Source organism: Glaciihabitans sp. INWT7, assembly GCF_014217685.1.
Lineage (GTDB): Bacteria > Actinomycetota > Actinomycetes > Actinomycetales > Microbacteriaceae > Lacisediminihabitans.
Genome location: NZ_CP043653.1, coordinates 2,675,602 through 2,702,413, shown reverse-complemented (window position 1 = coordinate 2,702,413; position 26,812 = coordinate 2,675,602). Strand labels below are relative to the sequence as shown.

Below are 26,812 nucleotides of genomic sequence, written 5' to 3'. Positions count from 1 at the left end.
CCAGAACTAAAGGAAAACGGAAATGGCAAGAGTAAAGAGGGCCGTCAACGCCCACAAGAAGCGTCGGGTAATCCTCGAGCGCGCCAAGGGTTACCGCGGCCAGCGTTCGCGTCTGTACCGCAAGGCCAAGGAGCAGGTCACTCACTCCCTCGTCTACGCGTACCGTGACCGCCGCGCCCGCAAGGGTGACTTCCGTCGCCTGTGGATCCAGCGCATCAATGCTGCGTCCCGTGCGAACGGCCTCACCTACAACCGCCTCATCCAGGGCCTCAACCTGGCCGGAGTCGGAGTGGATCGCCGTATCCTCGCCGACCTCGCCGTCACCGAGCCCGCCACGTTCGCGGCGCTCGTGGCCACCGCGAAGGCCGCTCTCCCGGCCGACACCTCCGCTCCGAAGGTGCTCGCGTAGCCCGCAGTCGTGTTGTCTCGAAGGGCCCGGTAGCCTCACGGCCGCCGGGCCCTTCGCCGTGCACTCCGGGCCCCCGGATCACTCTTCGGTTCGAGGGGTCGTCGACATATACGCGCCGGGGAATCCGACGTCCACGGCTAATTCAGGTCGCCAGAATAGACTGCTCCCGTGCTAGATAATCCCCGTTCGCCGCGAGTAAGAGGCGTTGCCAAACTCGCGAAGCGCGAGGGCAGGATCTCCAGCGGGCAGTTTCTGCTCGAGGGTCCCCAGTCCGTTGCGGAGGCGCTGACGTTCCGTCCTGAGCTCGTCGTAGAGCTGTTCGCGACGCCGACCGCCCTCGACCGGTACACCGATATCGCCCAGCGCGCCGAGGATGCCGGCATCGACGTGGAATTCGTCACCGAGCAGGTGCTCGACACGATGGCCGACACGGTCACTCCCCAGGGGATCATCGCGGTCTGCCGCCAGTTCCCCACCTCGCTCAAAGACATCCTGGCCTCAGGGCCGAAGCTGATCGCGATTCTCGAAGAGGTGCGCGACCCGGGTAACGCCGGCACGATCATCCGGGCGGCGGACGCCGCGGGAGCGGATGCGGTCATCCTCACCGGCCGCAGCGTCGACCTCTACAACCCCAAGGTCGTGCGCGCATCGACGGGCTCGATCTTCCATTTGCCCGTTGCGGTCGGAGTGGAGCTCGAAGCCGTGCTTCTCAAGGTGCAGCAGGCAGGGCTCACCGTGTTGGCGGCCGACATCAAGGGGGAGGACCTCCTCGCTGCCCGGGTCGATGGCGTGCTCGACTCACCCACGGCGTGGCTCTTCGGCAACGAGGCCCGCGGACTGTCGGACGAGCATTTCGCGCTCGCGGACCGGGCGATAACCGTGCCCATCTACGGACACGCAGAGTCGATGAACCTCGCGACCGCCGCCTCGGTCTGCCTCTACGAGAGTGCCTTCGCGCAGCGAAGCGGGCAGTAGCTCAGCAGGCAAGTCGCCGTGTCGGCGCGCTCGGTCGCACGCTAACGATCAGGCAACCCTTTGAGCCTCGATGAGAGTGGAGCGTCTCGTCTCCCCTATATTGGGGGACATGGAGACAAGCGCAAGCGAGCCCCCGACCTCGAACATCAGCGTGGTTCGAGGAGAACCCCTGGTGATTCTCGACGGAGTGAACAAGCACTTCGGTGACCTCCACGTGCTCAACGACATCAACACCGTGGTCAACCGCGGTGAAGTCGTCGTCGTGATCGGACCGAGCGGATCGGGCAAGTCGACCCTGTGCCGGGCGATAAACCGGCTGGAGACCATCGACAGCGGCACCATCACCATCGACGGTGAACTCCTCCCGGAAGAGGGTTCTGAGCTCGCGCAGCTTCGGGCCGATGTCGGCATGGTTTTCCAGTCCTTCAACCTCTTCGCCCACAAGACGATCCTCGAGAACGTGACCCTCGCGCCGATCAAGGTGCGCAAGCTCTCCAAGACCGACGCTGACAAGCGCGGCATGGAGATGCTCGACAGGGTGGGGATCGCCGACCAGGCCGGCAAGATGCCCGCTCAGCTCTCCGGCGGCCAGCAGCAACGCGTGGCCATCGCCCGGTCGCTGGCCATGACGCCGAAGCTGATCCTGATGGATGAGCCGACGAGCGCGCTCGACCCCGAGATGATCAACGAGGTGCTCGACGTGATGGTCGGCCTCGCGAAGGACGGCATGACCATGGTCGTCGTCACCCACGAGATGGGCTTCGCCCGCAAGGCCGCGGACCGCGTTCTCTTCATGGCCGCCGGCCGGATCGAAGAAGAAGCCACACCGGAGCAGTTCTTCACGAATCCCCAGACCGCGCGCGCCCAGGACTTCCTGTCGAAGATCCTCGACCACTAGACCCACCCGCACCCCATCACAGCACGAGAGAGGTACGAATCCATGAAGAAGAGAATGTTGTCCGTCATTGGACTAGCCGCAGCATCCATGCTGATCCTGGCCGGATGTGCCGGCTCTGACGAGCCGGCCGCAGACCCCAAGCCCGTCGCCAGCTTCGCCGCCGGCAGCACGATGGCAAAGCTGTCAGAGGCCGGCAAGATCACCATCGGCACCAAGTTCGACCAGCCGCTGTTCGGGCTCAAAGGCCCGGACGGTCCCGTCGGTTTCGACGTCGAGATCGGCAAGCTCATCGCGGCCAGCCTGGGCATCAAGGCCTCCGACATCACCTTCACCGAGACCGTCTCCGCCAACCGCGAGCCATTCATCGAATCCGAGCAGGTCGATCTGGTGATCGCTACCTACACGATCAACGACAAGCGCAAAGAGGTCGTCTCCTTCGCCGGACCGTACTACTCGGCGGGCCAGTCCATCCTGGTGAAGGCCGACAACAAGTCGATCAAGTCCGAGAAAGACCTGGTCGGGCAGCCGGTGTGCTCGGTGACGGGCTCCACCCCGGCAGCGAAGCTCGCCGAGATCGGCGCCAAGCCGCTGCTCACCGACACCTACTCCAACTGCCTCGAGCCGCTTCGTTCGGGTGCGGTGGTCGCGGTCAGCACGGACAACGTGATCCTCGCCGGCCTCGCGGCCCAGAACGAGGGGGAGTTCAAGATCGCCGGCAAGCCCTTCACAGAGGAGCCCTACGGAATCGGTCTCAAGCACGACGACAGTGACTTCCGTACCTTCATCAACGATGTGCTCACCAAGGCATACAAGGACGGAAGCTACAAGAAGGCGTGGGAAGACACCGCCGGCAAGGTTCTGCCCTATGTCGCTCCTCCCGCGGTAGACGACTACTCGCTGTAACCGACTCCTCACCCATCGGGGTGGTGGGCCGCCGCGGCGGCCACCACCCCGATCCACGACTCTCGACGGGAACGATCCATGAACGCGGTGATCGACAACCTGCCGTTGTACTTGCAGGGATTCGGCGTCACGCTGTCACTGTTCGTCATCGCCGGCGTCTCTGCGATCATCCTCGGCACCATCGTTGCGGCGATGCGCATCTCTCCGGTCGCGGGTCTTCGTGGGGCGGCGGCCGCCTACACGGAGATGCTTCGTAACACGCCCCTCACGCTCGTTCTGCTGTTCTTCGCGTTCGTTCTTCCCCAGCTCACCCCCCGGATCCCGTATTTCCCGGCGGCGTTGGTGGGCCTCACCCTCTATACCGCGCCCTTCGTCGCGGAGGCACTCCGATCCGGCGTTAACGGCGTACCCATCGGACAGGCGGAGGCGGCACGCAGCCTCGGGATGGGTTTCGGCCAGGCGCTCACGCTCATCATCCTTCCCCAGGCCTTCCGCATGGTGATCCCGCCCCTGGTCAACGTGCTGGTCGCCCTTGCCAAGAACACCTCCGTCGCCGGTGGATTCTTCGTGGCGGAACTCTTCACGGTGGGCAAGGCGCTCGCCAACGGGAACGGCAACTCGATAGTCCCGATCCTGCTCGGCGTCGCCTTCTTCTACCTGGTGATCACCATCCCGCTCGGGATCCTCTCGTCACGACTGGAAAAGAGATGGGTGGTGGCCCGATGAGCTCCTCGGTCTTGTTCGACTCTCCCGGCCCGAAGGCCCGCCGCCGTTCGCTGATCTTCTCGATAGTCGCGATCGTCATCGTCGCGGGGGTACTGCTCTGGGCAGTGCTGACGCTCGCCGCGCCGCGCCAGTCCTCCGGCATCACGCTCCCCGGTTCGTTCGATTCGAGTCGCTGGGACATCTTCCTGGATCCGCGGGTCTGGCGGGACATCGGCCTCGGTGCGCTCGCGACCCTCCGCGCCGCCGCCGTGGCCGCGGCGCTGGCGCTCGTCATCGGTGTCGGCTTCGCCACCCTGCGAACCTCGGTCTTCTCCTGGGTGCGGGTGCCCGCCGCCGTCGTGCTCGAGTTCTTCCGCGGCATGCCGGTGCTCCTGCTGATGCTCTTCATTCTGCTGGCGAGCTCGTTCGGCGCGTTCTGGGCGGTGGTGCTCGGTCTCGCCCTCTACAACGGAGCGATCATCGGCGAGATCTTGCGGGCCGGCCTCGCCTCGCTGCCTCGGGGCCAGCGCGAGGCTGGCCTGAGCCTCGGTCTCACTCGCCTTCAGACCAAGACCATGATCGAATTCCCCCAGGCATTCCGGCAGATGTTGCCCGTGATCGTGGCACAACTGGTGGTCCTTCTCAAGGACACGAGCCTCGGCTACATCGTGGGATACAACGAACTGATCCGCACGACGATGAACAGCATGTCGAGCTTCTACGGCAACCGCTACCTCCTCTCGCTCTTCATAGTGACGTTGGTCATCTACCTCGCGATCAACCTCTCGCTCTCGGCCTTCGCCCGCCGTCTCGCGCGCAAACGGGTCTCTCGCTAGCTCCGACCGACGCCTCGGCACATTGGCATTAAGCTTGGGACCCGTGTCAGACCCCATTACGCCGCCGCCTCTGTCGATCTCCGAATCCACTGTCGGCGCCGCTCTCGATGCGGCTCTCACCGCCATCGGCGAAGCCACGGATGTCGCGAGCCTCAGGCAGGTCAAGACCGAGCACCTCGGCGAAGCGTCACCGCTCGCGAAGCTCAACGCGACGCTTCGTGACGTCGCACCGGCCGACAAGGCCGCCTTCGGAAAGCTCGTCGGCCAAGCCCGCGGACGCGCCAACCAGGCCTTCACCGTTCGGGAGGGCGAGCTCTTCGCCGCCGAGGAGACCGCGCGCCTCGCCGCGGAGGCCGTGGATGTCACGGCCGTGGCCTCCCGCTGGACCCCGGGCGCGCGCCATCCGCTCAACCTGCTGCAGGAATACATCGCCGATGTCTTCGTCGGCATGGGCTGGGAGGTTGCGGAGGGACCGGAACTCGAGAACGAGTGGTTCAACTTCGACGCGCTCAACTTCGACGAGGACCACCCGGCCCGCGCCATGCAGGACACCTTCTTCGTGGAGCCGGTCGACTCGCACCTGGTGCTGCGCACCCAGACCAGCCCGGTGCAGATCCGCTCGTTGCTCACCCGCGAGCTGCCGGTCTACGTCATCTCGCCCGGAAAGGTCTTCCGCACCGACGAGCTCGACGCGACCCACACCCCGGTGTTCCATCAGGTCGAAGGCATCGCGATCGACAAGGGGCTCACGATGGCGCACCTGCGCGGCACGCTCGAGCACTTCGCCCGCATCATGTTCGGCGACGGGGCGAAGATCCGGCTGCGCCCCAACTACTTCCCTTTCACCGAGCCGAGCGCAGAGATGGATGTCTGGCAGCCGAACGCCAAGGGCGGGGCGCGCTGGGTGGAATGGGGGGGCTGCGGCATGGTGAACCGCAACGTGCTGCGCGCCGCGGGCATCGATCCCGACGAGTACCAGGGCTTCGCCTTCGGCATGGGGATCGAGCGCACCCTGCAGTTCCGCAACGATCTCAATGACATGCGCGACATGGTCGAGGGCGACATCCGCTTCTCGCAGCAGTTCGGAATGGTGGTCTGATGCGCGTCCCGATCTCGTGGCTGCGGGAGTTCGTCGATATCCCGCTCGACGTCACCCCGGAGGAAGTTCATGCCGCGCTGGTGAGCGTGGGCTTCGAAGAGGAGGCCATCCACGACTTCGGCCTCAGCGGGCCGATCGTCGTCGGCAAGGTGCTGGAGTTCACGCCGGAGCCGCAGTCCAACGGCAAGACCATCAACTGGTGCCAGGTGGATGTGGGGGAGGCCGAGCCCCGAGGTATCGTCTGCGGCGCGCACAACTTCATCGTCGGCGACAAGGTCGTCGTCTCCCTGCCCGGGGCGATCCTGCCTGGCCCGTTCCCCATCGCGGCTCGCAAGACCTACGGTCACGTCTCCGACGGCATGATCGCGTCTGCGCGCGAGCTCGGTCTCGGTGAGGAGCACGACGGCATCCTGCGTCTCGCCTCGCTCGGCCTCGACCCCGAGGTGGGAGCGGATGCCACGGCACTGCTCGGCCTCGACGACTGGGCCGTCGAGATCAACGTCACCCCAGACCGCGGCTACGCCTTCTCCATCCGCGGCGTCGCCCGAGAGTACGCGCACGCCACCGGGGCTGCTTTCCGCGACCCGGCCGTCCTCGGTGGTCGAGTGGCGAGCGACGACGGAGCATCGAGCTCCGTATCGAGACCCGTGCCCGTGATCGACGACCGCGCCCCGATCCGCGGGCGCGTCGGCTCCACCGTCTTCGTCACCCGCACGGTGCGCGGCATCGATGCCGGCCGCCCCACCCCGCCGTGGATGATCGCGAGACTGAGCCTCGCCGGCATCCGCTCCATCTCGCTGGTCGTCGACATCACCAACTACGTGATGCTCGAGCTCGGCCAGCCGACCCATGGCTACGACCTCGACCGGGTCAGCGGAGGGCTGGTCGTTCGCCGTGCCGAGCCCGGCGAGAAGCTCGTGACCCTCGACGACCAGACCCGCACTCTCGATCCGCAGGACCTGCTGATCACCGACGACTCCGGGCCGATCGGGCTCGCCGGCGTGATGGGCGGAGCCTCCACCGAGATCGGTGCGACCACCACGAACGTTCTCGTCGAGGCGGCGAACTTCGACCCCGTGTCGATCGCCCGCTCCGCCCGCCGCCACAAACTGCCGAGTGAAGCGTCCCGCCGGTTCGAGCGCGGTGTCGATCCCGAGGTCGCGGATGCCGCCGCCGCCCGGGTCGTCGAACTGCTCCTGCAGCTCGCCGATGGGCAAGCCGACCCCGAGAGCTCCCGCCTGTTCGACGTTGCTCCGCGCGAGCCGATCGTGCTGCCGGACGGCTATATCGCCGGTCTCGTCGGCGCCGACTACTCGGATGTCGAGATCCTGCGTTCCCTCACGGACATCGGCGGATCGATCGAGCCGATCGACCACGCGCTCTCGGTGACCCCTCCGAGCTGGCGCCCCGACCTCACCGACAAGGCGACCCTCGCCGAGGAAGTGGCCCGCATCGTGGGCTACGACCGCATTCCCGCGGTGCTGCCCACCGCTCCTCCCGGGCGCGGCCTCACGCGCGAGCAACGACTCCGTCGATCCACGGCGCAGCTGCTCGCCTCCGCCGGTGCCACCGAGGTGCTCTCCTATCCCTTCGTGTCGAAGCGCGCCAACGACAGCTTCGGCGCGTCCGTTGCGGGAGTGGTCCCCGCCATCCGCCTCGCGAACCCGCTCGACGGCGAGGCGCCGTTCCTTCGCACCTCTCTGCTTCCCGGACTCATCGAGATCGCCCGCCGCAACCTCTCCCGCGGACTCGTGGATCTCGCCCTCTACGAGATCGGATCGGTGTTCCGACCGGAGTCCGGCGTGCGCTACGGAAGTGGTGACCTGCCCTCCGGGATCATCCGCCCGACGAGCGCGGAGCTCGCGGATCTGCTCGGCAGCATCCCCCCGCAGCCTCTTCGCGTCGCGGCACTGTTCACCGGCGCCGCGGTCTCGAAGCAGCCCGGCCAGCCCGCGATCCAGCACGGGGTGGCGGATGCGCTCGACACGGCTCGCCAGGTCGGTCAGGCGCTCGGCGCCACGATCTCGGTCGCCAAGGGCTCGCACCATTCCCTGCACCCGGGGCGCACCGCCGAGCTGTTCTTCGGCGATCGGAGCATCGGATTCGCGGGGGAGTTGCTCCCGGCCCTCGCCGACGAACTGGACCTTCCCCGGGTCACCGCGGTGCTCGAGCTCGAACTCGGCCTGCTCATCGAGCTGGCCGAGGCCGAGGTCTCGCCACGCCCGATCGCCGCCTACCCCGCGGCAACCCAGGACCTCTCGCTCGTGCTCGGGGCGGAGGTGCCGGCTGGCGAAGTGCTGTCATCGATCGTCGAGGGGGCGGGGCCGCTTCTTGAGGTGGCCAACCTCGTGGACGACTACCGCGGATCGGGCATCGCGGAAGGATCGAAGTCACTCACCTTCGCCCTGCGTTTCCGGGCCGACGACCGCACTCTCACGGCACCGGAGGCAACCGAGGCGAAGCTCGCCGGAGCCGCCCTCGCCGCCGAGCGATTCGGCGCGGGCATCCGCGAGTAGCGGGAGGCGGGCGGATGTCCGCTAGGCTCGAGAGGTGGACATCCTTCGCATCGCCGGTTCGACCGAACGCCGCACGTCCGTGCGCCGCGGTCTCCGCCTGCGCTCGGACCGTCGCGGACAGCGACTGCAGGCGACGCTCTCCGTCTGATCGACTGCCGAATCCGGCATCATGATCCGACACCAGCGCCGCCGCACCAGGCCTCGTCGATCCACTCTCAATAAGGTGTAACCATGTCCTATTCCGTTGCCGTGGCCGGTGCCAGCGGCTATGCGGGCGGGGAGCTGCTTCGGCTGCTGTCCCAGCATCCCGAGTTCCAGGTGGTCACGGTCACCGCCTTCCAGAACGCGGGCCAATCGCTGTCCGAGGTGCAGCCGCATCTGCGCTCCTTCGGCCAGCTCACGCTTCAGCCGAGCACGCCAGAGGTGCTGCGCGGCCACGACCTGGTGTTTCTCGCGCTGCCGCACGGCAAGTCGGGGGAGCTCACCGCCCACCTCGGTGATGACAGCCTCGTCATCGATTGCGGCGCCGATCACCGCCTCTCGGATGCCGCGGACTGGGCGGCGTTCTACGGCGGCGAGTACTTCGGCGCCTGGGCGTACGGCGTGCCGGAACTCCCCGTGGGAGCCGGCAAGCAGCGCGCGGCCCTCGTCGGCGCCACCCGCATCGCCGCTCCCGGCTGCAATGCGAGCACCGTCTCACTCGCGCTCGCGCCGGGTATCTCGGCCGGGGTGATCGAGGAGCGCGACCTCGTCGCGGTGCTCGCGGTCGGACCATCCGGCGCGGGCAAGAGCCTCAAGCTCGAGAATCTAGCGAGCGAGATCCTCGGGTCGGCCAATCCCTATGCCGTCGGCGGCACCCATCGCCACATCCCCGAGATCCAGCAGTCCCTGCGTGCGGCGGGGGCCACGTCCCCGACGATCTCCTTCACTCCGGTGATCGTGCCGATGGCACGCGGCATCCTCGCCACCTCGACGGCTCGCCTCGTGCCGGGAGTGTCGGCGGGCGACATCCGCGCCGCGTGGGAGTCCGCCTACGCCGACGAACCTTTCGTGCACCTGCTGCCAGAGGGCCGGATGCCCCGCACCGGTGACGTGCTCGGCTCCAACACCGCCCTCATCGGCCTCGCGGTCGACGAGGCTGCCGGTCGCGTCGTCACCGTCACGGCCCTCGACAACCTCGTCAAAGGCACTGCGGGCGCCGCCATCCAATCAGCCAATATCGCCCTGGGACTCGACGAGACCAGCGGCCTTCCGATCGACGGAGTTGCACCATGAGCGTCACCCACCCCAGAGGTTTTGTCGCAGCCGGAGTCGAGTCGGGCCTCAAGGGCAAGGGCGGCAAGGATGTCGCACTCGTCGTCAACCAGGGGCCGAGCCAGGCGGCGGCTGCGGTGTTCACGAGCAATCGTGCCAAGGCGAATCCGGTGATCTGGTCGCAGCAGGTGATCGCGGATGGCATCGTCAACGCCGTCGTGCTCAACTCGGGCGGCGCGAATTGCTACACCGGCGCGCGCGGATTCCAGGTGACTCACGCGACGGCGGAGCACGCGGCATCCCTTCTCGGCAGTTCCGCCACTGATGTCCTCGTGTGCTCCACCGGCCTCATCGGCGACCAGCTCGACCTTCAGAAGGTGAGCTTCGGTGTCACCGCGGCTCACGCCTTCCTGCGGGAAGACGGGGGACTGGATGCAGCGACGGCGATCATGACCACCGACACGCATCCCAAGCAGGCTGTCGCCCAGGGCGAGGGCTGGTCGATCGGTGGCATGGCGAAGGGTGCGGGAATGCTCGCTCCGGGGCTCGCGACCATGCTCGTCGTGATCACGACCGACGCCGCGCTCGATTCCGGCCAGCTGGACGCGGCACTGCGCCACGCCACTCGGGTGACCTTCGACCGCCTCGACTCGGACGGCGCGATGTCGACCAACGACACCGTCGCACTGCTCGCCTCCGCCGCATCCGGCATCTCGCCGACGATCGAGGAGTTCACCTCGGCTCTCACCGCACTCTGCGAAGACCTGGCCACCCAGCTGCAGCAGGATGCCGAGGGCGCGGCCCATGACATCACGATCGAAGTGGTCAACTCGGCCTCCGAAGACGAAGCCGTCGAGGTGGGCCGGGCCGTGGCCCGCAACAACCTCTTCAAGGCGGCGGTCTTCGGCAACGACCCCAACTGGGGCCGGGTGCTCGCGGCCGTCGGCACGACGCAGGCCGCCTTCGACCCCTACGACATCGACGTGTCGATGAACGGCGTTCGGGTCGCGCACAAGGGCGAGCCCGATCAGCCGCGGGAGAGCGTCGACCTCACCGGTCGCGCCATGCACCTGTTGATCGACCTGCACGCCGGGTCGTCCACCGCCACGGTCTGGACGAACGACCTCACCCACGACTACGTGCACGAGAACAGCGCGTACTCCAGCTGATGGGCGCGCACTCGAGGGAAGCATCCGCGAAGGCATCCGCCCTCATCGAATCCCTGCCGTGGCTGCAGCGTTTCCACGGCAAGACCATCGTGGTCAAGTTCGGCGGCAACGCCATGGTCAACGACGAGCTCAAGCACGCCTTCGCCGAAGACATGGTCTTCCTGCGTCAGGTGGGCGTCCGACCGGTCGTCGTGCACGGCGGGGGGCCACAGATCTCCGCCGAGCTCGCCGCCCGGGGCATCCCGAACGAATTCCGTGGAGGCCTCCGCGTGACCTCCGCCGAGGCCATCTCGGTGGTGCGTGAAGTGCTCACCACCCGCGTCGGCCCGGAGATCGCGACCCTCATCGACTCCCACGGCATCGACGCGCAGGCTCTGTCGGGCGAGACCGACGGGCTGTTCTCCGGCACCCGGCGCGGCACGGTGGTCGACGGGGAACACGTCGACCTCGGGCTCGTCGGCGACGTCACGGCCGTGGATCCGGCGGTAGTCCACGCCATCCTCGACGCCGGTCAGATCCCCGTGATCTCCTCCATTGCTCCGGATGCCGACAACCCCGGGCAGTCCCTCAATGTGAATGCCGACTCGGCCGCGGCCTCCCTCGCCATCGCCCTCCAGGCGGAGAAACTCGTGATCCTCACCGATGTCGCCGGTCTCTATCGCGACTGGCCCGATCGCGATTCCCTCATCTCCACGATCGACTCGACCCAGTTGCGTCAGCTCCTCCCGTCCCTCGAATCCGGGATGATCCCCAAGATGACGGCGTGCCTCGACGCGGTCGACGGCGGAGTTCCCAAGGCCGCCATCATCGATGGTCGCGTTTTGCATTCGATCCTGCTCGAGGCGTTCACCGCCGAGGGGATCGGCACCGAAGTGGTTTCCGGAAAGGACCTGTGATGGACACGCACGACTGGCGCGAACGCTTCGGCGACGCGATGATGGGCTCCCTCGCGCCCCCGCTCGCCATGCTCGAACGCGGTGAGGGTGCCCACGTGTGGGACGTCGACGGCAACCGTTACCTCGACTTCCTCGCGGGCATCGCCGTCAACGCGCTCGGCCACGCGCATCCGGTGCTCGTGGATGCCGTGAGTCGCCAGGTAGCGACGCTCGCGCACGTCTCCAACTATTTCGCCTCCCCGCCCCAGCTCGAGCTCGCCGAACGCCTGCGTCGCATCACGGGCGCGGGCGATGCTGGCCGGGTGTTCTTCGCGAACTCGGGGGCCGAGGCGATCGAGGCGGCGATCAAGCTCGCCCGCCTCAACCGGGGAGACGGTCGGCGCACGCGCATCCTCTCCCTGATCAACTCCTTCCACGGGCGCACGATGGGCTCGCTCTCGCTCACCGGCAAGACCGCGTTGCGTGAGGCCTTCGAACCGCTGCTGCCCGGAGTTGAGCACATCGACACGACCATCGCGGCGCTCGAAGCGGCGATGGATGACACGGTCGCAGCGATCTTCATCGAGCCGATCAAGGGAGAGGCGGGTGTGCTCGACCTTCCGCAGGGATTCCTCGAGCGCGCCAGGGAACTCGCCACCGAGAACGGCGCGCTGCTGATCCTGGATGAGATCCAGACCGGCGTGGGACGCACCGGCACCTGGTTCGCCTTCCAGCAGACCGCTGTCGTCCCGGATGCTCTCGCTCTGGCGAAGGGCATTGCCGGAGGGGTTCCGATCGGTGCGCTCGTGACCTTCGGTGCAGCATCCGAGCTGTTCCAGCCGGGCCAGCACGGCAGCACCTTCGGGGGGAACCCGCTGGCAACAGCGGCAGGAAACGCCGTGCTCGGCGAGATCGAGCGGGCCGGACTGATCGAGAACGCCTCGGCGATCGGCGCGAAGTTGCACGCCATCATCGACGCCCTCGGCTCTCCGCTCATCACCGAGATCCGTGGCCAGGGGGCTCTCATCGGCCTCGGTCTCTCCCAGCCCGTCGCCGGGGCACTCTCGGCGGCGGCCTTCGCCAACGGGCTCATCATCAATGCCCCCAACGACTCGAGCATCCGAATCGCCCCGCCACTCATCGTCGGAGATGCCGAGCTCGACGAGTTCCGCGAGAAGTTCAGCCTCGCCCTGCAGACCCTCACATTGGACGCGAAATGACCCGACACTTCCTGCGCGACGACGACCTCAGCCAGGCCGAACAGACCGCGATCCTCGACCTCGCGGTCGAACTCAAGAAGGATCGCTTCGGCACTCGCCCCCTCGCGGGGCCGCAGACCGTCGCCGTGATCTTCGACAAGTCGTCGACGCGCACGCGCGTCTCGTTCGCCGTCGGTATCGCGGAGCTCGGTGGCATTCCGCTCATCATCTCCACCGCCAACAGCCAGCTCGGGGGCAAGGAGACTGCCGCCGACACGGCCCGCGTGCTCGAACGTCAGGTCGCCGCCATCGTCTGGCGCACTTTCGCCCAGTCTGGGCTGGAGGAGATGGCTCTCGGCACCACAGTCCCGGTGATCAACGGGCTCTCGGATGATTTCCACCCCTGCCAGTTGCTTGCCGACCTGCTCACCATCCGTGAGCACCGCGGATCCCTTGCCGGCCTCACCGTCACCTTCCTCGGGGACGGCGCGAGCAACATGGCCCAGTCTTATCTGCTCGCGGGTGCGACCGCCGGAATGCACGTGCGCGTCGCTTCGCCGGTGGACTACGCCCCCACCGATTCTGTGGTCGAGGCCGCCGATCGCGCGGCGGCGAAGACAGGCGGATCGGTCACTCTCTACACGGATCCGGTGGAAGCCGTCGCCGGCGCCGACGTGGTCGTGACCGACACCTGGGTATCGATGGGCAAAGAGGAGGAGAAGGCCGAGCGTCTCACCACGCTGGGTTCCTACCGGGTGGACACCGAGCTCATGGCGCTCGCGAAACCCGACGCGCTCTTCCTGCACTGCCTTCCCGCCGACCGGGGATACGAGGTCACCGCCGAGGTCATCGACGGTGCGCAGAGCGTGGTCTGGGATGAGGCGGAGAATCGCCTGCACGCGCAGAAGGCCCTGATGGCCTGGCTGCTGCAGCAGTAGCGCACCGAATAAACTGACCTACTAAAACAAGGAGCACCACACATGGCAGAACGCGTTGTCCTCGCCTACTCCGGCGGCCTCGACACCTCGGTGGGTATCGGCTGGCTGAAGGATGCCACCGGCAAGGAGGTCGTGGCCCTCGCCGTCGACGTCGGTCAGGGGGGCGAAGACATGGAGGACATCCGTCAGCGCGCCCTCGATTGCGGTGCCGTCGAGGCGATCGTCGTCGACGCGAAGGACGAGTTCGCCGACGACTTCCTGATGCCGGCGCTCAAGGCCAACGCGCTCTACCAGAAGCGGTATCCGCTCGTCTCCGCGCTCAGCCGACCGGTCATCGCCAAGCATCTCGCGATCGTCGCCAAGCAGCTCGGCGCCGACAGCGTCGCTCATGGCTGCACCGGCAAGGGCAACGACCAGGTGCGCTTCGAGGCGGCCGTCGCGGCACTCGCTCCGGAGCTCACGAGCATCGCCCCGGTGCGCGACCTCGCGCTCACCCGTGACAAGGCCATCATCTACGCCAACGAGCACAACCTGCCGATCCGCCAGAGCGCGGCGAGCCCGTACTCGATCGACAAGAACGTCTGGGGTCGTGCCGTCGAGACCGGCTTCCTCGAGGACCCGTGGAACGCACCGATCGAGGAACTCTACGAGTACACGATGGATCCGACCGTGGCAAAGGATGCCGACGAGGTCACGATCACCTTCGCCTCCGGCATCCCGGTCGCTCTCGATGGCGTGTCGTACAGCGCGCTGCAGATGATCGAGAAGCTCAACGAGCTGGCCGGCAAGCACGGCGTCGGCCGCATCGACGTGGTCGAGGACCGTCTCGTGGGAATCAAGAGCCGTGAGGTCTACGAAGCCCCGGCGGCCATGGCTCTCATCGAAGCGCACGAAGCGCTGGAGAGCCTGACGCTCGAGCGCGACCTCGGCCGCTACAAGCGCGGTGTCGAGGCTGAGTGGTCGAACCTGGTCTACGACGGGCTCTGGTTCTCGAGCCTCAAGCGGTCTCTCGATGTGTTTATCGACGACACCCAGCGGTACGTGAGCGGGGACATCCGCCTGAAGCTGCAGGGCGGTCGGGCCACCGTGACCGGCCAGCGCAGCGAGCAGAGCCTCTACGACTTCAACCTCGCGACCTACGACGCCGGCGACACATTCGACCAGTCGCTCTCGAAGGGCTTCATCGAGATCTGGTCGCTGCCGAGCAAGATCTCGGCCCGCCGCGACTTGGCGGGCAAGCAGTCGTGACCACAGGCTCGGGCGGCGATATCGGATCCACGACGGAGGGTGCCCTCTGGGGCGCCCGCTTCGCTTCCGGCCCGTCGCCCGAGCTCGCTCGCCTCAGCAAGTCGACGCAGTTCGACTGGCAGCTCGGCGGTTACGACATCCTGGGGTCCCGTGCCCATGCCAAGGCTCTGGCGGCGGCCGGCTACCTCACGGCCGACGAACTGGTCGTGATGGATGCGGCCCTCGAGACCCTGCGTGAGGCCTGGTCCGACGGGAGCTTTCTCGAGCGCGAGTCGGACGAAGACGTGCACGGAGCCCTCGAGCGTGGGCTGATCGACATCGCCGGCCCCGAGCTCGGCGGCAAGCTGCGCGCCGGGCGCAGCCGCAACGACCAGATCGCGACCCTCGTGCGGCTCTACCTGCTCGATCACGGCCGGGCGATCGCCGAACTGCTCACCCACCTCATCGACGCGATCGCGTCGCAGGCGGAGGCGCATCCGGATGCCGCCATGCCCGGTCGCACACACCTGCAGCATGCCCAGCCGGTGCTACTCGCCCATCATCTCCTCGCGCACGCCTGGCCTCTGGTGCGCGACCTCGAACGCGTGCGGGACTGGTCGGTGAGGGCGTCGTTCTCGCCCTACGGTTCTGGCGCTCTCGCGGGGAGTTCCCTCGGACTCGACGGGCAGTTGGTCGCGACAGAGCTCGGACTCACCGGCCCGATGGAGAACTCGATCGATGCGACTGCGAGCCGCGACGTCGTGGCCGAGTTCGCCTTCATCCTCTCCCTCGTCGGCATCAATCTCTCCCGGTTCGCCGAGGAGATCATCCTCTGGAACACCCGCGAATTCGGTTTCGTCACCCTTCACGACTCCTACTCGACCGGGTCGTCGATCATGCCGCAGAAGAAGAATCCGGATATCGCCGAACTCGCCCGGGGCAAATCGGGGCGCCTGATCGGCAACCTCACCGGTCTCCTCGCCACCCTCAAGGGCCTGCCGCTCGCCTACAACCGTGATCTCCAGGAAGACAAGGAGCCGGTGTTCGACTCGGTCGAGACGCTCGAGGTGCTGCTCCCCGCCTTCACGGGGATGGTCGCGACACTCGTGTTCAACACCGATCGCATGGCGCAACTCGCGCCCCAGGGATTCTCGCTCGCGACGGATGTGGCCGAGTGGCTCGTCACCCAGCGCGTTCCATTCCGAGAGGCCCACGAGATCAGCGGCACGCTGGTGAGTTTCTGCGAGCGCCACGGCCTCGAGCTCGACGAACCCTCGGATGCCGACTACCTGGCGATCTCCCCGCATCTCACTGCCGGTGTGCGGAGCGTTCTCACGGTCGCCGGATCGATCGGCAGTCGCACCGGTTCCGGCGGCACCGCCCCCGAGCGTGTCGCGGAGCAGCTCGCAGCGCTCACCCGCCGCGTCCGAACCCTCAAGGAAGCCTGGCAATGACTCTCAGCAAAGACAACCGTCCTCAGAAGCCGGAACAGAATCGCACCCAGAAGATCGTGATGTGGAGCGTCTTCGGGGTGGCCGCCGTGCTCTTCGTGATCGCCGCGATCCTCTTCATCACCAGCGGCGCGAGGCTCTTCTAAGCACCCGGCGATGTTCGACCGGCAGTTCTTCGAAGCCCCGTCCACCGAGGTCGCGCCGCTTCTGCTCGGGGCGATCCTGAGCCACACCACGCTCGAGGGCACCGTCGCGGTGCGCCTCACCGAAGTGGAGGCCTATCTCGGAGAGCGCGATCCTGGATCGCACGCGTATCGCGGCCCGGGCAAGCGCAACGCGGTGATGTATGGAGAACCGGGTCATCTCTACACGTACTTCACCTATGGCATGCACGTGTGCGCCAACGTGACGTGCTCGCCCGCCGGCACGGCGACCGCCGTGCTGATGCGCGGCGGCGAGGTGGTTTGCGGAGTCGAGCTGGCCCGGGCGCGGCGCACGACATCGAAGACGGATGCCGACCTGGCACGCGGGCCCGCCCGACTGGTCGTGGCGCTAGGCATCACCCTCGGCGAAGAGGGAGCGGATCTCGCTGCGCCGCCGTTCGAGTTGAGCCTGCCGCAGCATCCGCTGCCGTTCGCGACCGGTCCGCGCACCGGGGTGTCCGGCGCGGGAGGGTCAGACGACTACCCCTGGCGATTCTGGCTGCCGGGATAGCGCAGCGTTTCGCCGTACAAGGCGCATGTGCCGAAGCGGCGCGGGTGACCCGCTAGAGCACGATGAGCAGGGCGCACGCGCCCGCCCAGACCAGGCTGACCAGGGTGCCGATGATGAACCGCTCACGGATCTCCGGACTGTCGAGCTCGGAGAACCGGCCGAGCCCCTTCACGGCGATCAGCACCGCCACGATCTCGAGGTGGCCGAGCACGATGGCGGCGATGAGCGCCAGACGTTCGAGGTAGCCGATGATCGTGCCTCCCCGCAGCACCTCGGCGCGATGGATCTGCGGCGGGACCCCGTCGTTCACCACGATTCCGCCGTGTTCTCCCGCGACAGCCGGTGCCGAACCCCGGCTGGAGAAGCCGAGCACGGCGATGGTGACCGGGCTCCCGCCGATGATGCCGAGCAACGCGAGCAGAATCCCCGCGACCACGGCCACGGCGTTGCTCGGCGCAGAAACCCCGGCGCGGAGGGCGAGCCCGACGAGCCCCGCGATCACCGGCACCGCAGCGAGAAGCGCGAGGGACGGCAGCCGAAAGCGGATGGCGGCGAGACAGACCGCGAGCGCCGCGGCGATGACGGCGATGGCCAAGACCCACAACACGACCTGCACGATCACGACGTTCTCCCTTCGCCTGCACTGAGGTCTACGGCAGCGAGCCTACGTTCGAGGGGGGACCTCGCCGCGAACTCGACGCGGAGTGCCGCGCTGCGGGCTCGTTTACTCGCGGCCTGGGGCGTGATCCCGAGCTGTTTCGCCGCTTCTGCCTGGCTATTGCCGGCGAGGAGCAGGTCGCAGATCTCCCAACCCTCTGTGCTCCGCCGCCCTCGCAGGTTCAGGAGCAGGTCGACGAAGGCCTCGGCATCCGCGGCCTCAGTCGTCGCGGGACTGCGAAGAGCGAAGCGAGTATCTCGTCTCTTCGCGTCATTCACCGCCTCCCGGGCGGCGACGAACGCGGCCCCGCCGGCTTCACGCGCGTTTTTCGGCAGCGGGATAGTCACGTCGCCGATCCCGCATCCCACGCTCCACTCGCCATCCCGGGTGAGCGCGAGAATCGCGGTGAGGGCGGTGTCGGCTGTGTCGAGAAGCAACTGGATCTCGTCGCCGGCCGTGCGATCCACCGGCAGCACGAGCCCGGCGCCGAGCAGTGATTCGAGTGCGAGCATCGTCGCAGCGGCGATATCCGGTCGGTGCCGACTGTCGACCTGATCCGCGGTGATCGCGAACATCCTCGCCTCTCATGCCCGGGGGGTTGATCCGAACAAATCAACCCTAAGTGGTTGATATCATCAAATCAACCTCAGAAGGGTGATATCGCGCGATGCGATTCCGTTCCTCGGCTAGCCTGAACCGATGAGCGCTGAGGGGGATGCGGGCTTCACGCCGGTCGAGCGCTTCATCGACGCGCGGGCTCGCGACCTTCTTGCCCGGGCGCCGGATAGCCGGCTCTGGCGCGGCGTCGTCGAGTTCCTCGTGTTCGGGCTCAAGCAGGCCTGGGCCTGCATCTTCGGAGCGGCGCTGCTCGCGGTGCTTTTCGCCACCCGCCTCTGGTATCCCGAAGGCGCGGGCCTCGCTCGCAATGACTTCGTGACGATCGCAGCCGTGGTCATCCAGGTGCTCATGATCGCCCTCCGGCTCGAGACCGTGCGGGAGTTGCGTGTCATCATCCTGTTCCATCTCGTCGGCACGGGGATGGAGCTCTTCAAGACCAGTGTCGGATCCTGGATCTACGAGGGGCCGGGCGTGCTGCATCTCTACTCCGTGCCGCTCTACAGCGGGTTCATGTACGCCGCCGTCGGCTCCTACATGGTTCGGGTGTTCCGCCTGTTCGACCTGCGGTTCGACCGCTATCCGCGACGCTGGCTCACCGCAGTGCTCGCGGCTCTCATCTATGCCAACTTCTTCACCCACCATTACATCTGGGACTTCCGCTGGATACTGCTCGTCGTCGTCGGGCTGCTCTTCGGTCGCAGCATCATGCACTTCCGGGTCTTCCGACTTCGGTTGCGGATGCCGACGGTGCTCGCCTTCGTGCTCGTGGCGCTGTTCATCTGGATCGCCGAGAACATCGCGACCTGGGCGAATGCGTGGTCCTACCCGAACCAGTTGCACGGCTGGCAACCGGTCTCGATCACCAAACTCGTGTCGTGGGTGCTGCTGATGATCATCTCCGTCGTGCTGGTGGCGTGGGTCTACCCGCCAAGAGCACTCGAGGCGAGCGAGCCGCAAGCCCGGCCCTGATCGGTGCCCCGCTGGTAATCTGGGGCCGTGCCAGCATCCGAAGTCCTGTCCTCCCAGCGCAATGACGAGTCATTCGATACGGTCTGGGACGAGGTGGTCTGGCGCGGGCTCGTCCATGTCTCCACCGACCAGGCCGAACTGCGGTCGCTGTTGTCGGGAGCGCCGATCACCTACTACTGCGGATTCGATCCCACGGCCGCCAGCCTGCACCTCGGCAACCTGGTGCAGCTGCTGTTGATGCGCCGGTTCCAGCTCGCCGGGCACAGGCCCCTCGGGCTCGTGGGGGGATCCACCGGACTCATCGGCGATCCCCGGCCGACCGCCGAACGCACTCTCAACTCCAAGGAGACGGTTGCCGAGTTCGTCGGCTACCTCCAGGCGCAGGTTTCGAAGTTCCTGAGTTTCGAGGGTGACAACCCGGCCCGGCTCGTCAACAATCTCGACTGGACTGCCCCCCTGAGCGCGATCGATTTCCTTCGGGATGTCGGCAAACACTTCCGGGTCGGCACCATGCTCAAGAAGGATGCCGTCAGCGCGCGCCTCAACAGCGACGCCGGCATCAGTTACACGGAGTTCAGCTACCAGATCCTGCAGGGGATGGACTTCCTCGAGCTCTTCCGCAGTTACGACTGTGTGCTCCAGACCGGGGGGAGTGACCAGTGGGGCAACCTCACCAGCGGCACCGACCTGATCCGAAAGGCGGAAGGGGCTTCGGCCCACGCGATCGGCACGCCCCTCATCACCAATTCCGATGGCACGAAGTTCGGCAAGAGCGAGGGGAATGCGGTGTGGCTCGATCCCGCGCTCACCAGTCCCTACGCGTTCTACCAGTTCTGGCTCAACACCGACGATGCCGATGTGATCGAACGGCTGAAGATCTTCACCTTCAACACCCGGGCCGAAATCGAGCGACTCGCCGGCCTGGTCGCAACGGAACCGTTCCGCCGGGAGGCCCAGCGAGCACTCGCCCGCGAAGTGACGATCCTGGTGCATGGCACGGATGCGACGGAGGCTGCCATTGCGGCATCCGCGGCCCTCTTCGGCCAGGGTGAGTTGCATGAACTCGATCCCGTCACTCTCGAAGCGGCACTTCGAGAGTTGCCCCACACCACCACCACAGCGAACACTCCCGTGGCGCAGTTGCTCGTAGACACGGGCCTCGCCGCCAGTCTCGGGGAATCGCGCCGAGCGGTCGAGCAGGGAGGGGTATACCTCAACAACATGAAGGTGGGGGATGCCTCGCTCACTCTCGAGACGGATGCACTCCCCGGTGGCATGGCGGTGCTTCGGCGAGGCAAGAAGACTCTCGCCGGCATCTTCATCGAATAGGCGCCGTGTTCACCAACCACAGGGCAGGCTTCCCGTCGCAGCGTCGAGAAAACCCCGTACTTCAGGGCGACACGCCCGGGTTGCGGTCGTGATTTGACCGACCCCCGATAGACACGTAATCTTCTTTCTTGTCACCTCAAAGGTTCGGAAAGCGGAAGAGCTTACCGGCTTCAAGAGGGACACAATCTAAGTCAAATAGCGGTCAACCTCTTGTAGGAGATCGTTTTCAGATCTTATGATGAAGAACCCACCTCGTGAGTATATCGAACCGGTTCATCGCGCGCTTTTCAAGCCGCGAAGGTCGATTTGACAAGTACCGCGAAGGTGGTAAGTTAGACAAGTTGCCCGGCGCGAGAGCGAGGGTGACAAACACAAGTTTTACTGCAGTCAAACAGCGTCTTCACGGCGCACTTGCTGCGAATGGTATGGCCCTGGGTAGAAGCCGCGAGGTGAAAACCAGGAGCATCCGATCCTTGAGAACTCAACAGCGTGCACAATGTCAAATGCCAAAAACCCGTATGCGGTGTAAGCGGTTTCTAGCCGTCGAACCGCATCGGATTCCTTTGGAAAAGATATAAAACAACAAAGCAAGTCAGTATTGATTTGTTCTGTCAGTTTCAAACTTGCAACCTGTCCGCCCATTCCGGTGGCTGGTTGCACTAGATGTGCCGTTCGACTTCGGTCGTTCGTGCAATCAAACATTTACGGAGAGTTTGATCCTGGCTCAGGATGAACGCTGGCGGCGTGCTTAACACATGCAAGTCGAACGATGAAAGGGAGCTTGCTCCCTGGATTAGTGGCGAACGGGTGAGTAACACGTGAGTAACCTGCCCTTGACTCTGGGATAAGCACTGGAAACGGTGTCTAATACCGGATACGAACTTCAGCCGCATGGCTAGGAGTTGGAAAGAATTTCGGTCAAGGATGGACTCGCGGCCTATCAGCTAGTTGGTGAGGTAATGGCCCACCAAGGCGACGACGGGTAGCCGGCCTGAGAGGGTGACCGGCCACACTGGGACTGAGACACGGCCCAGACTCCTACGGGAGGCAGCAGTGGGGAATATTGCACAATGGGCGCAAGCCTGATGCAGCAACGCCGCGTGAGGGACGACGGCCTTCGGGTTGTAAACCTCTTTTAGTAGGGAAGAAGCGAAAGTGACGGTACCTGCAGAAAAAGCACCGGCTAACTACGTGCCAGCAGCCGCGGTAATACGTAGGGTGCAAGCGTTATCCGGAATTATTGGGCGTAAAGAGCTCGTAGGCGGTTTGTCGCGTCTGCTGTGAAAACTGGGGGCTCAACCCCCAGCCTGCAGTGGGTACGGGCAGACTAGAGTGCGGTAGGGGAGATTGGAATTCCTGGTGTAGCGGTGGAATGCGCAGATATCAGGAGGAACACCAATGGCGAAGGCAGATCTCTGGGCCGTAACTGACGCTGAGGAGCGAAAGCATGGGGAGCGAACAGGATTAGATACCCTGGTAGTCCATGCCGTAAACGTTGGGAACTAGATGTAGGGTCCATTCCACGGATTCTGTGTCGCAGCTAACGCATTAAGTTCCCCGCCTGGGGAGTACGGCCGCAAGGCTAAAACTCAAAGGAATTGACGGGGGCCCGCACAAGCGGCGGAGCATGCGGATTAATTCGATGCAACGCGAAGAACCTTACCAAGGCTTGACATATACCGGAAACGGCTGGAAACAGTCGCCCCGCAAGGTCGGTATACAGGTGGTGCATGGTTGTCGTCAGCTCGTGTCGTGAGATGTTGGGTTAAGTCCCGCAACGAGCGCAACCCTCGTTCTATGTTGCCAGCACGTAATGGTGGGAACTCATAGGAGACTGCCGGGGTCAACTCGGAGGAAGGTGGGGATGACGTCAAATCATCATGCCCCTTATGTCTTGGGCTTCACGCATGCTACAATGGCCGGTACAAAGGGCTGCAATACCGCAAGGTGGAGCGAATCCCAAAAAGCCGGTCTCAGTTCGGATTGGGGTCTGCAACTCGACCCCATGAAGTCGGAGTCGCTAGTAATCGCAGATCAGCAACGCTGCGGTGAATACGTTCCCGGGCCTTGTACACACCGCCCGTCAAGTCATGAAAGTCGGTAACACCCGAAGCCAGTGGCCTAACCGCAAGGAAGGAGCTGTCGAAGGTGGGATCGGTAATTAGGACTAAGTCGTAACAAGGTAGCCGTACCGGAAGGTGCGGCTGGATCACCTCCTTTCTAAGGAGCACGTGCAGTCCAACTGAAGACGCCCTGTTTACAGGCATCCGCTCGTTGGAACTAACTGCCAAGTCATTTCGGAGGCATACGTTCTCCGGTGACGCTCATGGGTGGAACATTGACATTGTGACCAGGACGAAGATTCGTCAAGCCAGTACAACCTCTGTTTACAGGGGTTAGGAAAACTTCGGATCATCAACCTGGTCTTCTGCACGCTGTTGGGTCCTGAGGGACCGGGCCGGCCTTTCCTTCACGGGTGGGTCGGATACCGACCTCTGGACCCGCTGGAGACTGCCCTTCGGGGGAGTCACCACGGACCTCGGACTTCGATCCCTGGCGAACTACCGGCCCATCATTACTGATGACACGGCAAGCACAGGTAAGACGAAGTACCGCCCGTACTTTGAGAACTACACAGTGGACGCGAGCATCTTAGAGACTGCCCGTCAAAATGGTCACCGGCTTCGGTTGGTATCCGCCTTGATGGGTTGATCTCTTCAATAAAGATCTAGCAAGCAGCGTTGTTTATTCAACGCGATTGCTGGTTCTTTGTGTAATTTTGTCATCAAGTTTCTAAGTGCAAACGGTGAATGCCTTGGCTTCTGGAGCCGAAGAAGGACGTATAAATCTGCGATAAGCCTCGGGGAGCTGATAATAGAGCTTTGATCCGAGGATCTCCGAATGGGGAAACCCCGCCAGGCGTAGCAATACAACCTGATGACTTCCGCCTGAATATATAGGGCGGATAGAGGGAACGTGGGGAAGTGAAACATCTCAGTACCCACAGGAAGAGAAAGCAAAAGCGATTCCGTAAGTAGTGGCGAGCGAAACCGGAAGAGGCCAAACCGATCATGTGTGATAGCCGGCAGGCGTTGCATGGTCGGGGTTGCGGGACTTTTTAGCAGTTACTGCCGTACTGCAACAGTTACAACGCGATATAGACGAATGGCATTGAAAGGCCAGTCACAGAGGGTGCCAACCCCGTAGTCGAAATGTCGCAATGGCTGAAGAAGTATCCCAAGTATCACGGGGCCCGAGAAATCCCGTGTGAATCTGTCAGGACCACCTGATAAGCCTAAATACTCCCAGAAGACCGATAGCGGACAAGTACCGTGAGGGAAAGGTGAAAAGTACCCCGGGAGGGGAGTGAAATAGTACCTGAAACCGTTTGCATACAAACCGTTGGAGCCTCCTTAGTAGGGGTGACAGCGTGCCTTTTGAAGAATGAGCCTGCGAGTTAGTGCTCAGTGGCGAGGTTAACCCGAGTGGGGTAGCCGTAGCGAAAGCGAGTCTGAATAGGGCGAAATAGTCGCTGGGTCTAGACCCGAAGCGAAGTGATCTATCCATGGCCAGGTTGAAGCGACGGTAAGACGTCGTGGAGGACCGAACCCACTTCAGTTGAAAATGGAGGGGATGAGCTGTGGATAGGGGTGAAAGGCCAATCAAACTTCGTGATAGCTGGTTCTCTCCGAAATGCATTTAGGTGCAGCGTTGCGTGTTTCTTGCCGGAGGTAGAGCTACTGGATAGCTGATGGGCCCCAAAAGGTTACTGACGTTAGCCAAACTCCGAATGCCGGTAAGTGAGAGCGCAGCAGTGAGACGGTGGGGGATAAGCTTCATCGTCGAGAGGGAAACAACCCAGACTACCAACTAAGGTCCCAAAGCGTGTGCTAAGTGGGAAAGGATGTGGAGTTGCATAGACAACCAGGAGGTTGGCTTAGAAGCAGCCACCCTTGAAAGAGTGCGTAATAGCTCACTGGTCAAGTGATTCCGCGCCGACAATGTAACGGGGCTCAAGCACACCACCGAAGTTGTAGATTTCGTATAGTAGCCCGGCCCACTTGTGGGTCCAGGCGTACGGAGTGGTAGGAGAGCGTCGTGTGGCGAGTGAAGCGGCGGTGTAAACCAGCCGTGGACGCCACACGAGTGAGAATGCAGGCATGAGTAGCGAAAGACGGGTGAGAAACCCGTCCTCCGAAAGAACAAGGGTTCCAGGGCCAGGCTAATCCGCCCTGGGTAAGTCGGGACCTAAGGCGAGGCCGACAGGCGTAGTCGATGGACAACGGGTTGATATTCCCGTACTGATGAAGAACCGCCCAAGATAATCCAGTAATGCTAAGCATCTGAATCCCCTAGATGGATCCCTTCGGGGTGAAGCGTGGGGCCTAGCGTGCGACCCTATGCTGGTGCGTTTAGCGTATTAACAGGTGTGACGCAGGAAGGTAGCTGAGCCGGGCGATGGTTGTCCCGGTCTAAGGATGTAGGGCGAACGATAGGCAAATCCGTCGTTCACATAGCCTGAGACCCGATGGGTAGTCCTCACGGACGAAATCAGTGATCCTATGCTGCCAAGAAAAGCATCGACGCGAGGTTCAAGTCACCCGTACCCCAAACCGACTCAGGTGTTCAGGTAGAGAATACCAAGGAGATCGAGAGAATCGTGGTTAAGGAACTCGGCAAAATGCCCCCGTAACTTCGGGAGAAGGGGGGCCCGCGGTGTGAAAGGACTTGCTCCTGGAGCACCATACGGCCGCAGAGACCAGTGGGAAGCGACTGTTTACTAAAAACACAGGTCCGTGCCAAGTCGCAAGACGATGTATACGGACTGACGCCTGCCCGGTGCTGGAAGGTTAAGAGGAACGGTTAGCCGCAAGGCGAAGCTGAGAATTTAAGCCCCAGTAAACGGCGGTGGTAACTATAACCATCCTAAGGTAGCGAAATTCCTTGTCGGGTAAGTTCCGACCTGCACGAATGGCGTAACGACTTCCCAGCTGTCTCAACCGCGAACTCGGCGAAATTGCACTACGAGTAAAGATGCTCGTTACGCGCAGAAGGACGGAAAGACCCCGTGACCTTTACTACAGCTTGGTATTGGTGTTCGGAGTGGCTTGTGTAGGATAGGTGGGAGACTTTGAAGCTTGGACGCTAGTTCAGGTGGAGTCATTGTTGAAATACCACTCTGGTCACTTTGGATATCTAACTACGAACCGTAATCCGGTTCTGGGACAGTGCCTGGTGGGTAGTTTAACTGGGGCGGTTGCCTCCTAAAAAGTAACGGAGGCGCCCAAAGGTTCCCTCAATCTGGTTGGCAATCAGATGTCGAGTGTAAGTGCACAAGGGAGCTTGACTGTAAGACTGACAAGTCGAGCAGGGACGAAAGTCGGGACTAGTGATCCGGCAGTGGCTTGTGGAAGCGCTGTCGCTCAACGGATAAAAGGTACCTCGGGGATAACAGGCTGATCTTGCCCAAGAGTCCATATCGACGGCATGGTTTGGCACCTCGATGTCGGCTCGTCGCATCCTGGGGCTGGAGTAGGTCCCAAGGGTTGGGCTGTTCGCCCATTAAAGCGGTACGCGAGCTGGGTTTAGAACGTCGTGAGACAGTTCGGTCCCTATCCTCTGCGCGCGCAGGAAATTTGAGAAGATCTATCCCTAGTACGAGAGGACCGGGATGGACGAACCTCTGGTGTGTCAGTTGTTCCGCCAGGAGCACCGCTGATTAGCTACGTTCGGAATGGATAACCGCTGAAAGCATCTAAGCGGGAAGCCAGCTTCAAGATGAGATTTCCATGACTTAGGTCGAGAGGCTCGCAGCTAGACCACTGCGTTGATAGGCGGGATGTGGAAGTGGGGACTAAAGACCCATGGAGCTGACCCGTACTAATAAGCCGATAACTTGATAACACTTTTCTTCCCATCCTGGGCCCGTAAGGGTACCGGTGGGAATGAGATGCTCTGCGTCCACTGAGTGGTTCCCGATGTACGGTCGGGAATCAGCACAACACCAGTTGTGATGGTCTCTTTCGAGAGGTCTGATCTGCTGAGCTGTTGGCTAATTCGAAACCTATAT

The 26,812-nt window shown here is 63.9% G+C and carries 21 protein-coding genes and 2 rRNA genes; 21 read left to right on the top strand and 2 right to left on the bottom strand.

The features are described from left to right. The first annotated feature begins 22 nt into the window (after positions 1-22). From rplT to F1C58_RS12925, 17 genes are all read left to right on the top strand, one after another. Positions 23-409, top strand: a complete 387-nt coding sequence (gene rplT / locus F1C58_RS13005; protein ID WP_185201498.1) for a 50S ribosomal protein L20 — start codon at positions 23-25, stop codon at positions 407-409. A 168-nt stretch (positions 410-577) separates the two neighbouring features. After that, positions 578-1,384 (top strand): RNA methyltransferase, encoded by an 807-nt coding sequence (locus tag F1C58_RS13000; protein WP_185201497.1) that lies wholly within the window; start codon positions 578-580, stop codon positions 1,382-1,384. A 109-nt stretch (positions 1,385-1,493) separates the two neighbouring features. Then, entirely contained in the window at positions 1,494-2,282 is a 789-nt protein-coding gene (locus F1C58_RS12995; RefSeq protein WP_185201496.1) for an amino acid ABC transporter ATP-binding protein, read from the top strand. A gap of 54 nt (positions 2,283-2,336) precedes the next feature. Further along, complete coding sequence (locus tag F1C58_RS12990; RefSeq protein ID WP_255461110.1) at positions 2,337-3,185, top strand: glutamate ABC transporter substrate-binding protein; 849 nt, start codon at positions 2,337-2,339, stop codon at positions 3,183-3,185. A gap of 78 nt (positions 3,186-3,263) precedes the next feature. Beyond that, on the top strand, positions 3,264-3,911 hold the full coding sequence (locus F1C58_RS12985) for an amino acid ABC transporter permease (RefSeq protein WP_185201494.1): 648 nt from the start codon (positions 3,264-3,266) through the stop codon (positions 3,909-3,911). Then, positions 3,908-4,726 carry an amino acid ABC transporter permease gene (locus F1C58_RS12980; RefSeq protein ID WP_185201493.1) on the top strand — a complete coding sequence of 273 codons (819 nt, stop codon included), beginning with the start codon at positions 3,908-3,910 and terminating at the stop codon, positions 4,724-4,726. The genes F1C58_RS12985 and F1C58_RS12980 overlap by 4 nt, the downstream gene beginning before the upstream one ends. 43 nt (positions 4,727-4,769) lie before the next feature. Next, positions 4,770-5,825 (top strand): phenylalanine--tRNA ligase subunit alpha, encoded by a 1,056-nt coding sequence (gene pheS / locus F1C58_RS12975; RefSeq protein ID WP_255461109.1) that lies wholly within the window; start codon positions 4,770-4,772, stop codon positions 5,823-5,825. Then, entirely contained in the window at positions 5,825-8,341 is a 2,517-nt protein-coding gene (gene pheT / locus F1C58_RS12970; protein ID WP_185201492.1) for a phenylalanine--tRNA ligase subunit beta, read from the top strand. The genes pheS and pheT overlap by 1 nt, the downstream gene beginning before the upstream one ends. A gap of 231 nt (positions 8,342-8,572) precedes the next feature. Next, a complete protein-coding gene (gene argC, locus F1C58_RS12965; protein ID WP_185201491.1) occupies positions 8,573-9,616 on the top strand; it encodes an N-acetyl-gamma-glutamyl-phosphate reductase in 1,044 nt (347 codons plus the stop codon). After that, on the top strand, positions 9,613-10,764 hold the full coding sequence (gene argJ / locus F1C58_RS12960; protein ID WP_185201490.1) for a bifunctional glutamate N-acetyltransferase/amino-acid acetyltransferase ArgJ: 1,152 nt from the start codon (positions 9,613-9,615) through the stop codon (positions 10,762-10,764). The genes argC and argJ overlap by 4 nt, the downstream gene beginning before the upstream one ends. Further along, positions 10,764-11,660 carry an acetylglutamate kinase gene (gene argB / locus F1C58_RS12955; RefSeq protein WP_185201489.1) on the top strand — a complete coding sequence of 299 codons (897 nt, stop codon included), beginning with the start codon at positions 10,764-10,766 and terminating at the stop codon, positions 11,658-11,660. Before argJ ends, argB begins: the two co-directional genes overlap by 1 nt. Beyond that, positions 11,660-12,859, top strand: a complete 1,200-nt coding sequence (locus F1C58_RS12950) for an acetylornithine transaminase (protein ID WP_185201488.1) — start codon at positions 11,660-11,662, stop codon at positions 12,857-12,859. The genes argB and F1C58_RS12950 overlap by 1 nt, the downstream gene beginning before the upstream one ends. Then, positions 12,856-13,776, top strand: a complete 921-nt coding sequence (gene argF, locus F1C58_RS12945; protein WP_185201487.1) for an ornithine carbamoyltransferase — start codon at positions 12,856-12,858, stop codon at positions 13,774-13,776. The genes F1C58_RS12950 and argF overlap by 4 nt, the downstream gene beginning before the upstream one ends. A gap of 42 nt (positions 13,777-13,818) precedes the next feature. Further along, positions 13,819-15,024 carry an argininosuccinate synthase gene (locus tag F1C58_RS12940; RefSeq protein ID WP_185201486.1) on the top strand — a complete coding sequence of 402 codons (1,206 nt, stop codon included), beginning with the start codon at positions 13,819-13,821 and terminating at the stop codon, positions 15,022-15,024. Then, positions 15,021-16,457 (top strand): argininosuccinate lyase, encoded by a 1,437-nt coding sequence (gene argH / locus F1C58_RS12935; RefSeq protein ID WP_185201485.1) that lies wholly within the window; start codon positions 15,021-15,023, stop codon positions 16,455-16,457. The genes F1C58_RS12940 and argH overlap by 4 nt, the downstream gene beginning before the upstream one ends. Continuing rightward, positions 16,454-16,600 (top strand): hypothetical protein, encoded by a 147-nt coding sequence (locus tag F1C58_RS12930; RefSeq protein ID WP_185201484.1) that lies wholly within the window; start codon positions 16,454-16,456, stop codon positions 16,598-16,600. Before argH ends, F1C58_RS12930 begins: the two co-directional genes overlap by 4 nt. A gap of 10 nt (positions 16,601-16,610) precedes the next feature. Next, complete coding sequence (locus tag F1C58_RS12925) at positions 16,611-17,168, top strand: DNA-3-methyladenine glycosylase (protein WP_185201483.1); 558 nt, start codon at positions 16,611-16,613, stop codon at positions 17,166-17,168. 52 nt (positions 17,169-17,220) lie between these two features. Here F1C58_RS12925 and F1C58_RS12920 read toward each other — a convergent pair whose 3' ends face one another. Both F1C58_RS12920 and F1C58_RS12915 read right to left on the bottom strand, forming a co-directional pair. After that, positions 17,221-17,790 (bottom strand): hypothetical protein, encoded by a 570-nt coding sequence (locus F1C58_RS12920; protein WP_255461108.1) that lies wholly within the window; start codon positions 17,788-17,790, stop codon positions 17,221-17,223. Further along, the gene (locus F1C58_RS12915; RefSeq protein WP_185201482.1) at positions 17,787-18,401 is read right to left on the bottom strand and encodes a DNA-binding protein; all 615 of its coding nucleotides are present in this window, start codon (positions 18,399-18,401) and stop codon (positions 17,787-17,789) included. The genes F1C58_RS12920 and F1C58_RS12915 overlap by 4 nt, the downstream gene beginning before the upstream one ends. 124 nt (positions 18,402-18,525) lie before the next feature. On the opposite strand from F1C58_RS12915, the gene F1C58_RS12910 reads away from it, so the two are divergent. The 4 genes from F1C58_RS12910 (at position 18,526) to F1C58_RS12895 (ending at position 26,646) form a co-directional block, all read left to right on the top strand. After that, positions 18,526-19,413 carry a DUF817 domain-containing protein gene (locus tag F1C58_RS12910; protein ID WP_185201481.1) on the top strand — a complete coding sequence of 296 codons (888 nt, stop codon included), beginning with the start codon at positions 18,526-18,528 and terminating at the stop codon, positions 19,411-19,413. A 27-nt stretch (positions 19,414-19,440) separates the two neighbouring features. After that, positions 19,441-20,742: a tyrosine--tRNA ligase gene (gene tyrS / locus F1C58_RS12905; RefSeq protein WP_185201480.1), complete on the top strand. Its 1,302-nt coding sequence runs from the start codon at positions 19,441-19,443 to the stop codon at positions 20,740-20,742. A 701-nt stretch (positions 20,743-21,443) separates the two neighbouring features. Beyond that, positions 21,444-22,962: ribosomal RNA gene (locus F1C58_RS12900) — 16S ribosomal RNA — on the top strand. 563 nt (positions 22,963-23,525) lie between these two features. Continuing rightward, positions 23,526-26,646: ribosomal RNA gene (locus F1C58_RS12895) — 23S ribosomal RNA — on the top strand. Together the 16S and 23S rRNA genes form the textbook arrangement of a ribosomal RNA operon. Positions 26,647-26,812 lie beyond the last annotated feature (166 nt).

What these genes read in the sequence shown, in the direction of transcription:
- F1C58_RS12910 (WP_185201481.1), top strand. Translation starts at nt 18,526, where the DNA reads ATGAGCGCTGAGGGGGATGCGGGCTTCACGCCGGTCGAGCGCTTCATC.
- F1C58_RS12995 (WP_185201496.1), top strand. Translation starts at nt 1,494, where the DNA reads ATGGAGACAAGCGCAAGCGAGCCCCCGACCTCGAACATCAGCGTGGTT.
- F1C58_RS12925 (WP_185201483.1), top strand. Translation starts at nt 16,611, where the DNA reads ATGTTCGACCGGCAGTTCTTCGAAGCCCCGTCCACCGAGGTCGCGCCG.
- argF (WP_185201487.1), top strand. Translation starts at nt 12,856, where the DNA reads ATGACCCGACACTTCCTGCGCGACGACGACCTCAGCCAGGCCGAACAG.
- F1C58_RS12930 (WP_185201484.1), top strand. Translation starts at nt 16,454, where the DNA reads ATGACTCTCAGCAAAGACAACCGTCCTCAGAAGCCGGAACAGAATCGC.
- argJ (WP_185201490.1), top strand. Translation starts at nt 9,613, where the DNA reads ATGAGCGTCACCCACCCCAGAGGTTTTGTCGCAGCCGGAGTCGAGTCG.
- F1C58_RS12990 (WP_255461110.1), top strand. Translation starts at nt 2,337, where the DNA reads ATGTTGTCCGTCATTGGACTAGCCGCAGCATCCATGCTGATCCTGGCC.
- F1C58_RS12940 (WP_185201486.1), top strand. Translation starts at nt 13,819, where the DNA reads ATGGCAGAACGCGTTGTCCTCGCCTACTCCGGCGGCCTCGACACCTCG.
- F1C58_RS12915 (WP_185201482.1), bottom strand. Translation starts at nt 18,401, where the DNA reads ATGTTCGCGATCACCGCGGATCAGGTCGACAGTCGGCACCGACCGGAT.
- rplT (WP_185201498.1), top strand. Translation starts at nt 23, where the DNA reads ATGGCAAGAGTAAAGAGGGCCGTCAACGCCCACAAGAAGCGTCGGGTA.
- F1C58_RS12980 (WP_185201493.1), top strand. Translation starts at nt 3,908, where the DNA reads ATGAGCTCCTCGGTCTTGTTCGACTCTCCCGGCCCGAAGGCCCGCCGC.
- F1C58_RS12950 (WP_185201488.1), top strand. Translation starts at nt 11,660, where the DNA reads ATGGACACGCACGACTGGCGCGAACGCTTCGGCGACGCGATGATGGGC.
- argB (WP_185201489.1), top strand. Translation starts at nt 10,764, where the DNA reads ATGGGCGCGCACTCGAGGGAAGCATCCGCGAAGGCATCCGCCCTCATC.
- F1C58_RS12985 (WP_185201494.1), top strand. Translation starts at nt 3,264, where the DNA reads ATGAACGCGGTGATCGACAACCTGCCGTTGTACTTGCAGGGATTCGGC.
- argC (WP_185201491.1), top strand. Translation starts at nt 8,573, where the DNA reads ATGTCCTATTCCGTTGCCGTGGCCGGTGCCAGCGGCTATGCGGGCGGG.
- pheT (WP_185201492.1), top strand. Translation starts at nt 5,825, where the DNA reads ATGCGCGTCCCGATCTCGTGGCTGCGGGAGTTCGTCGATATCCCGCTC.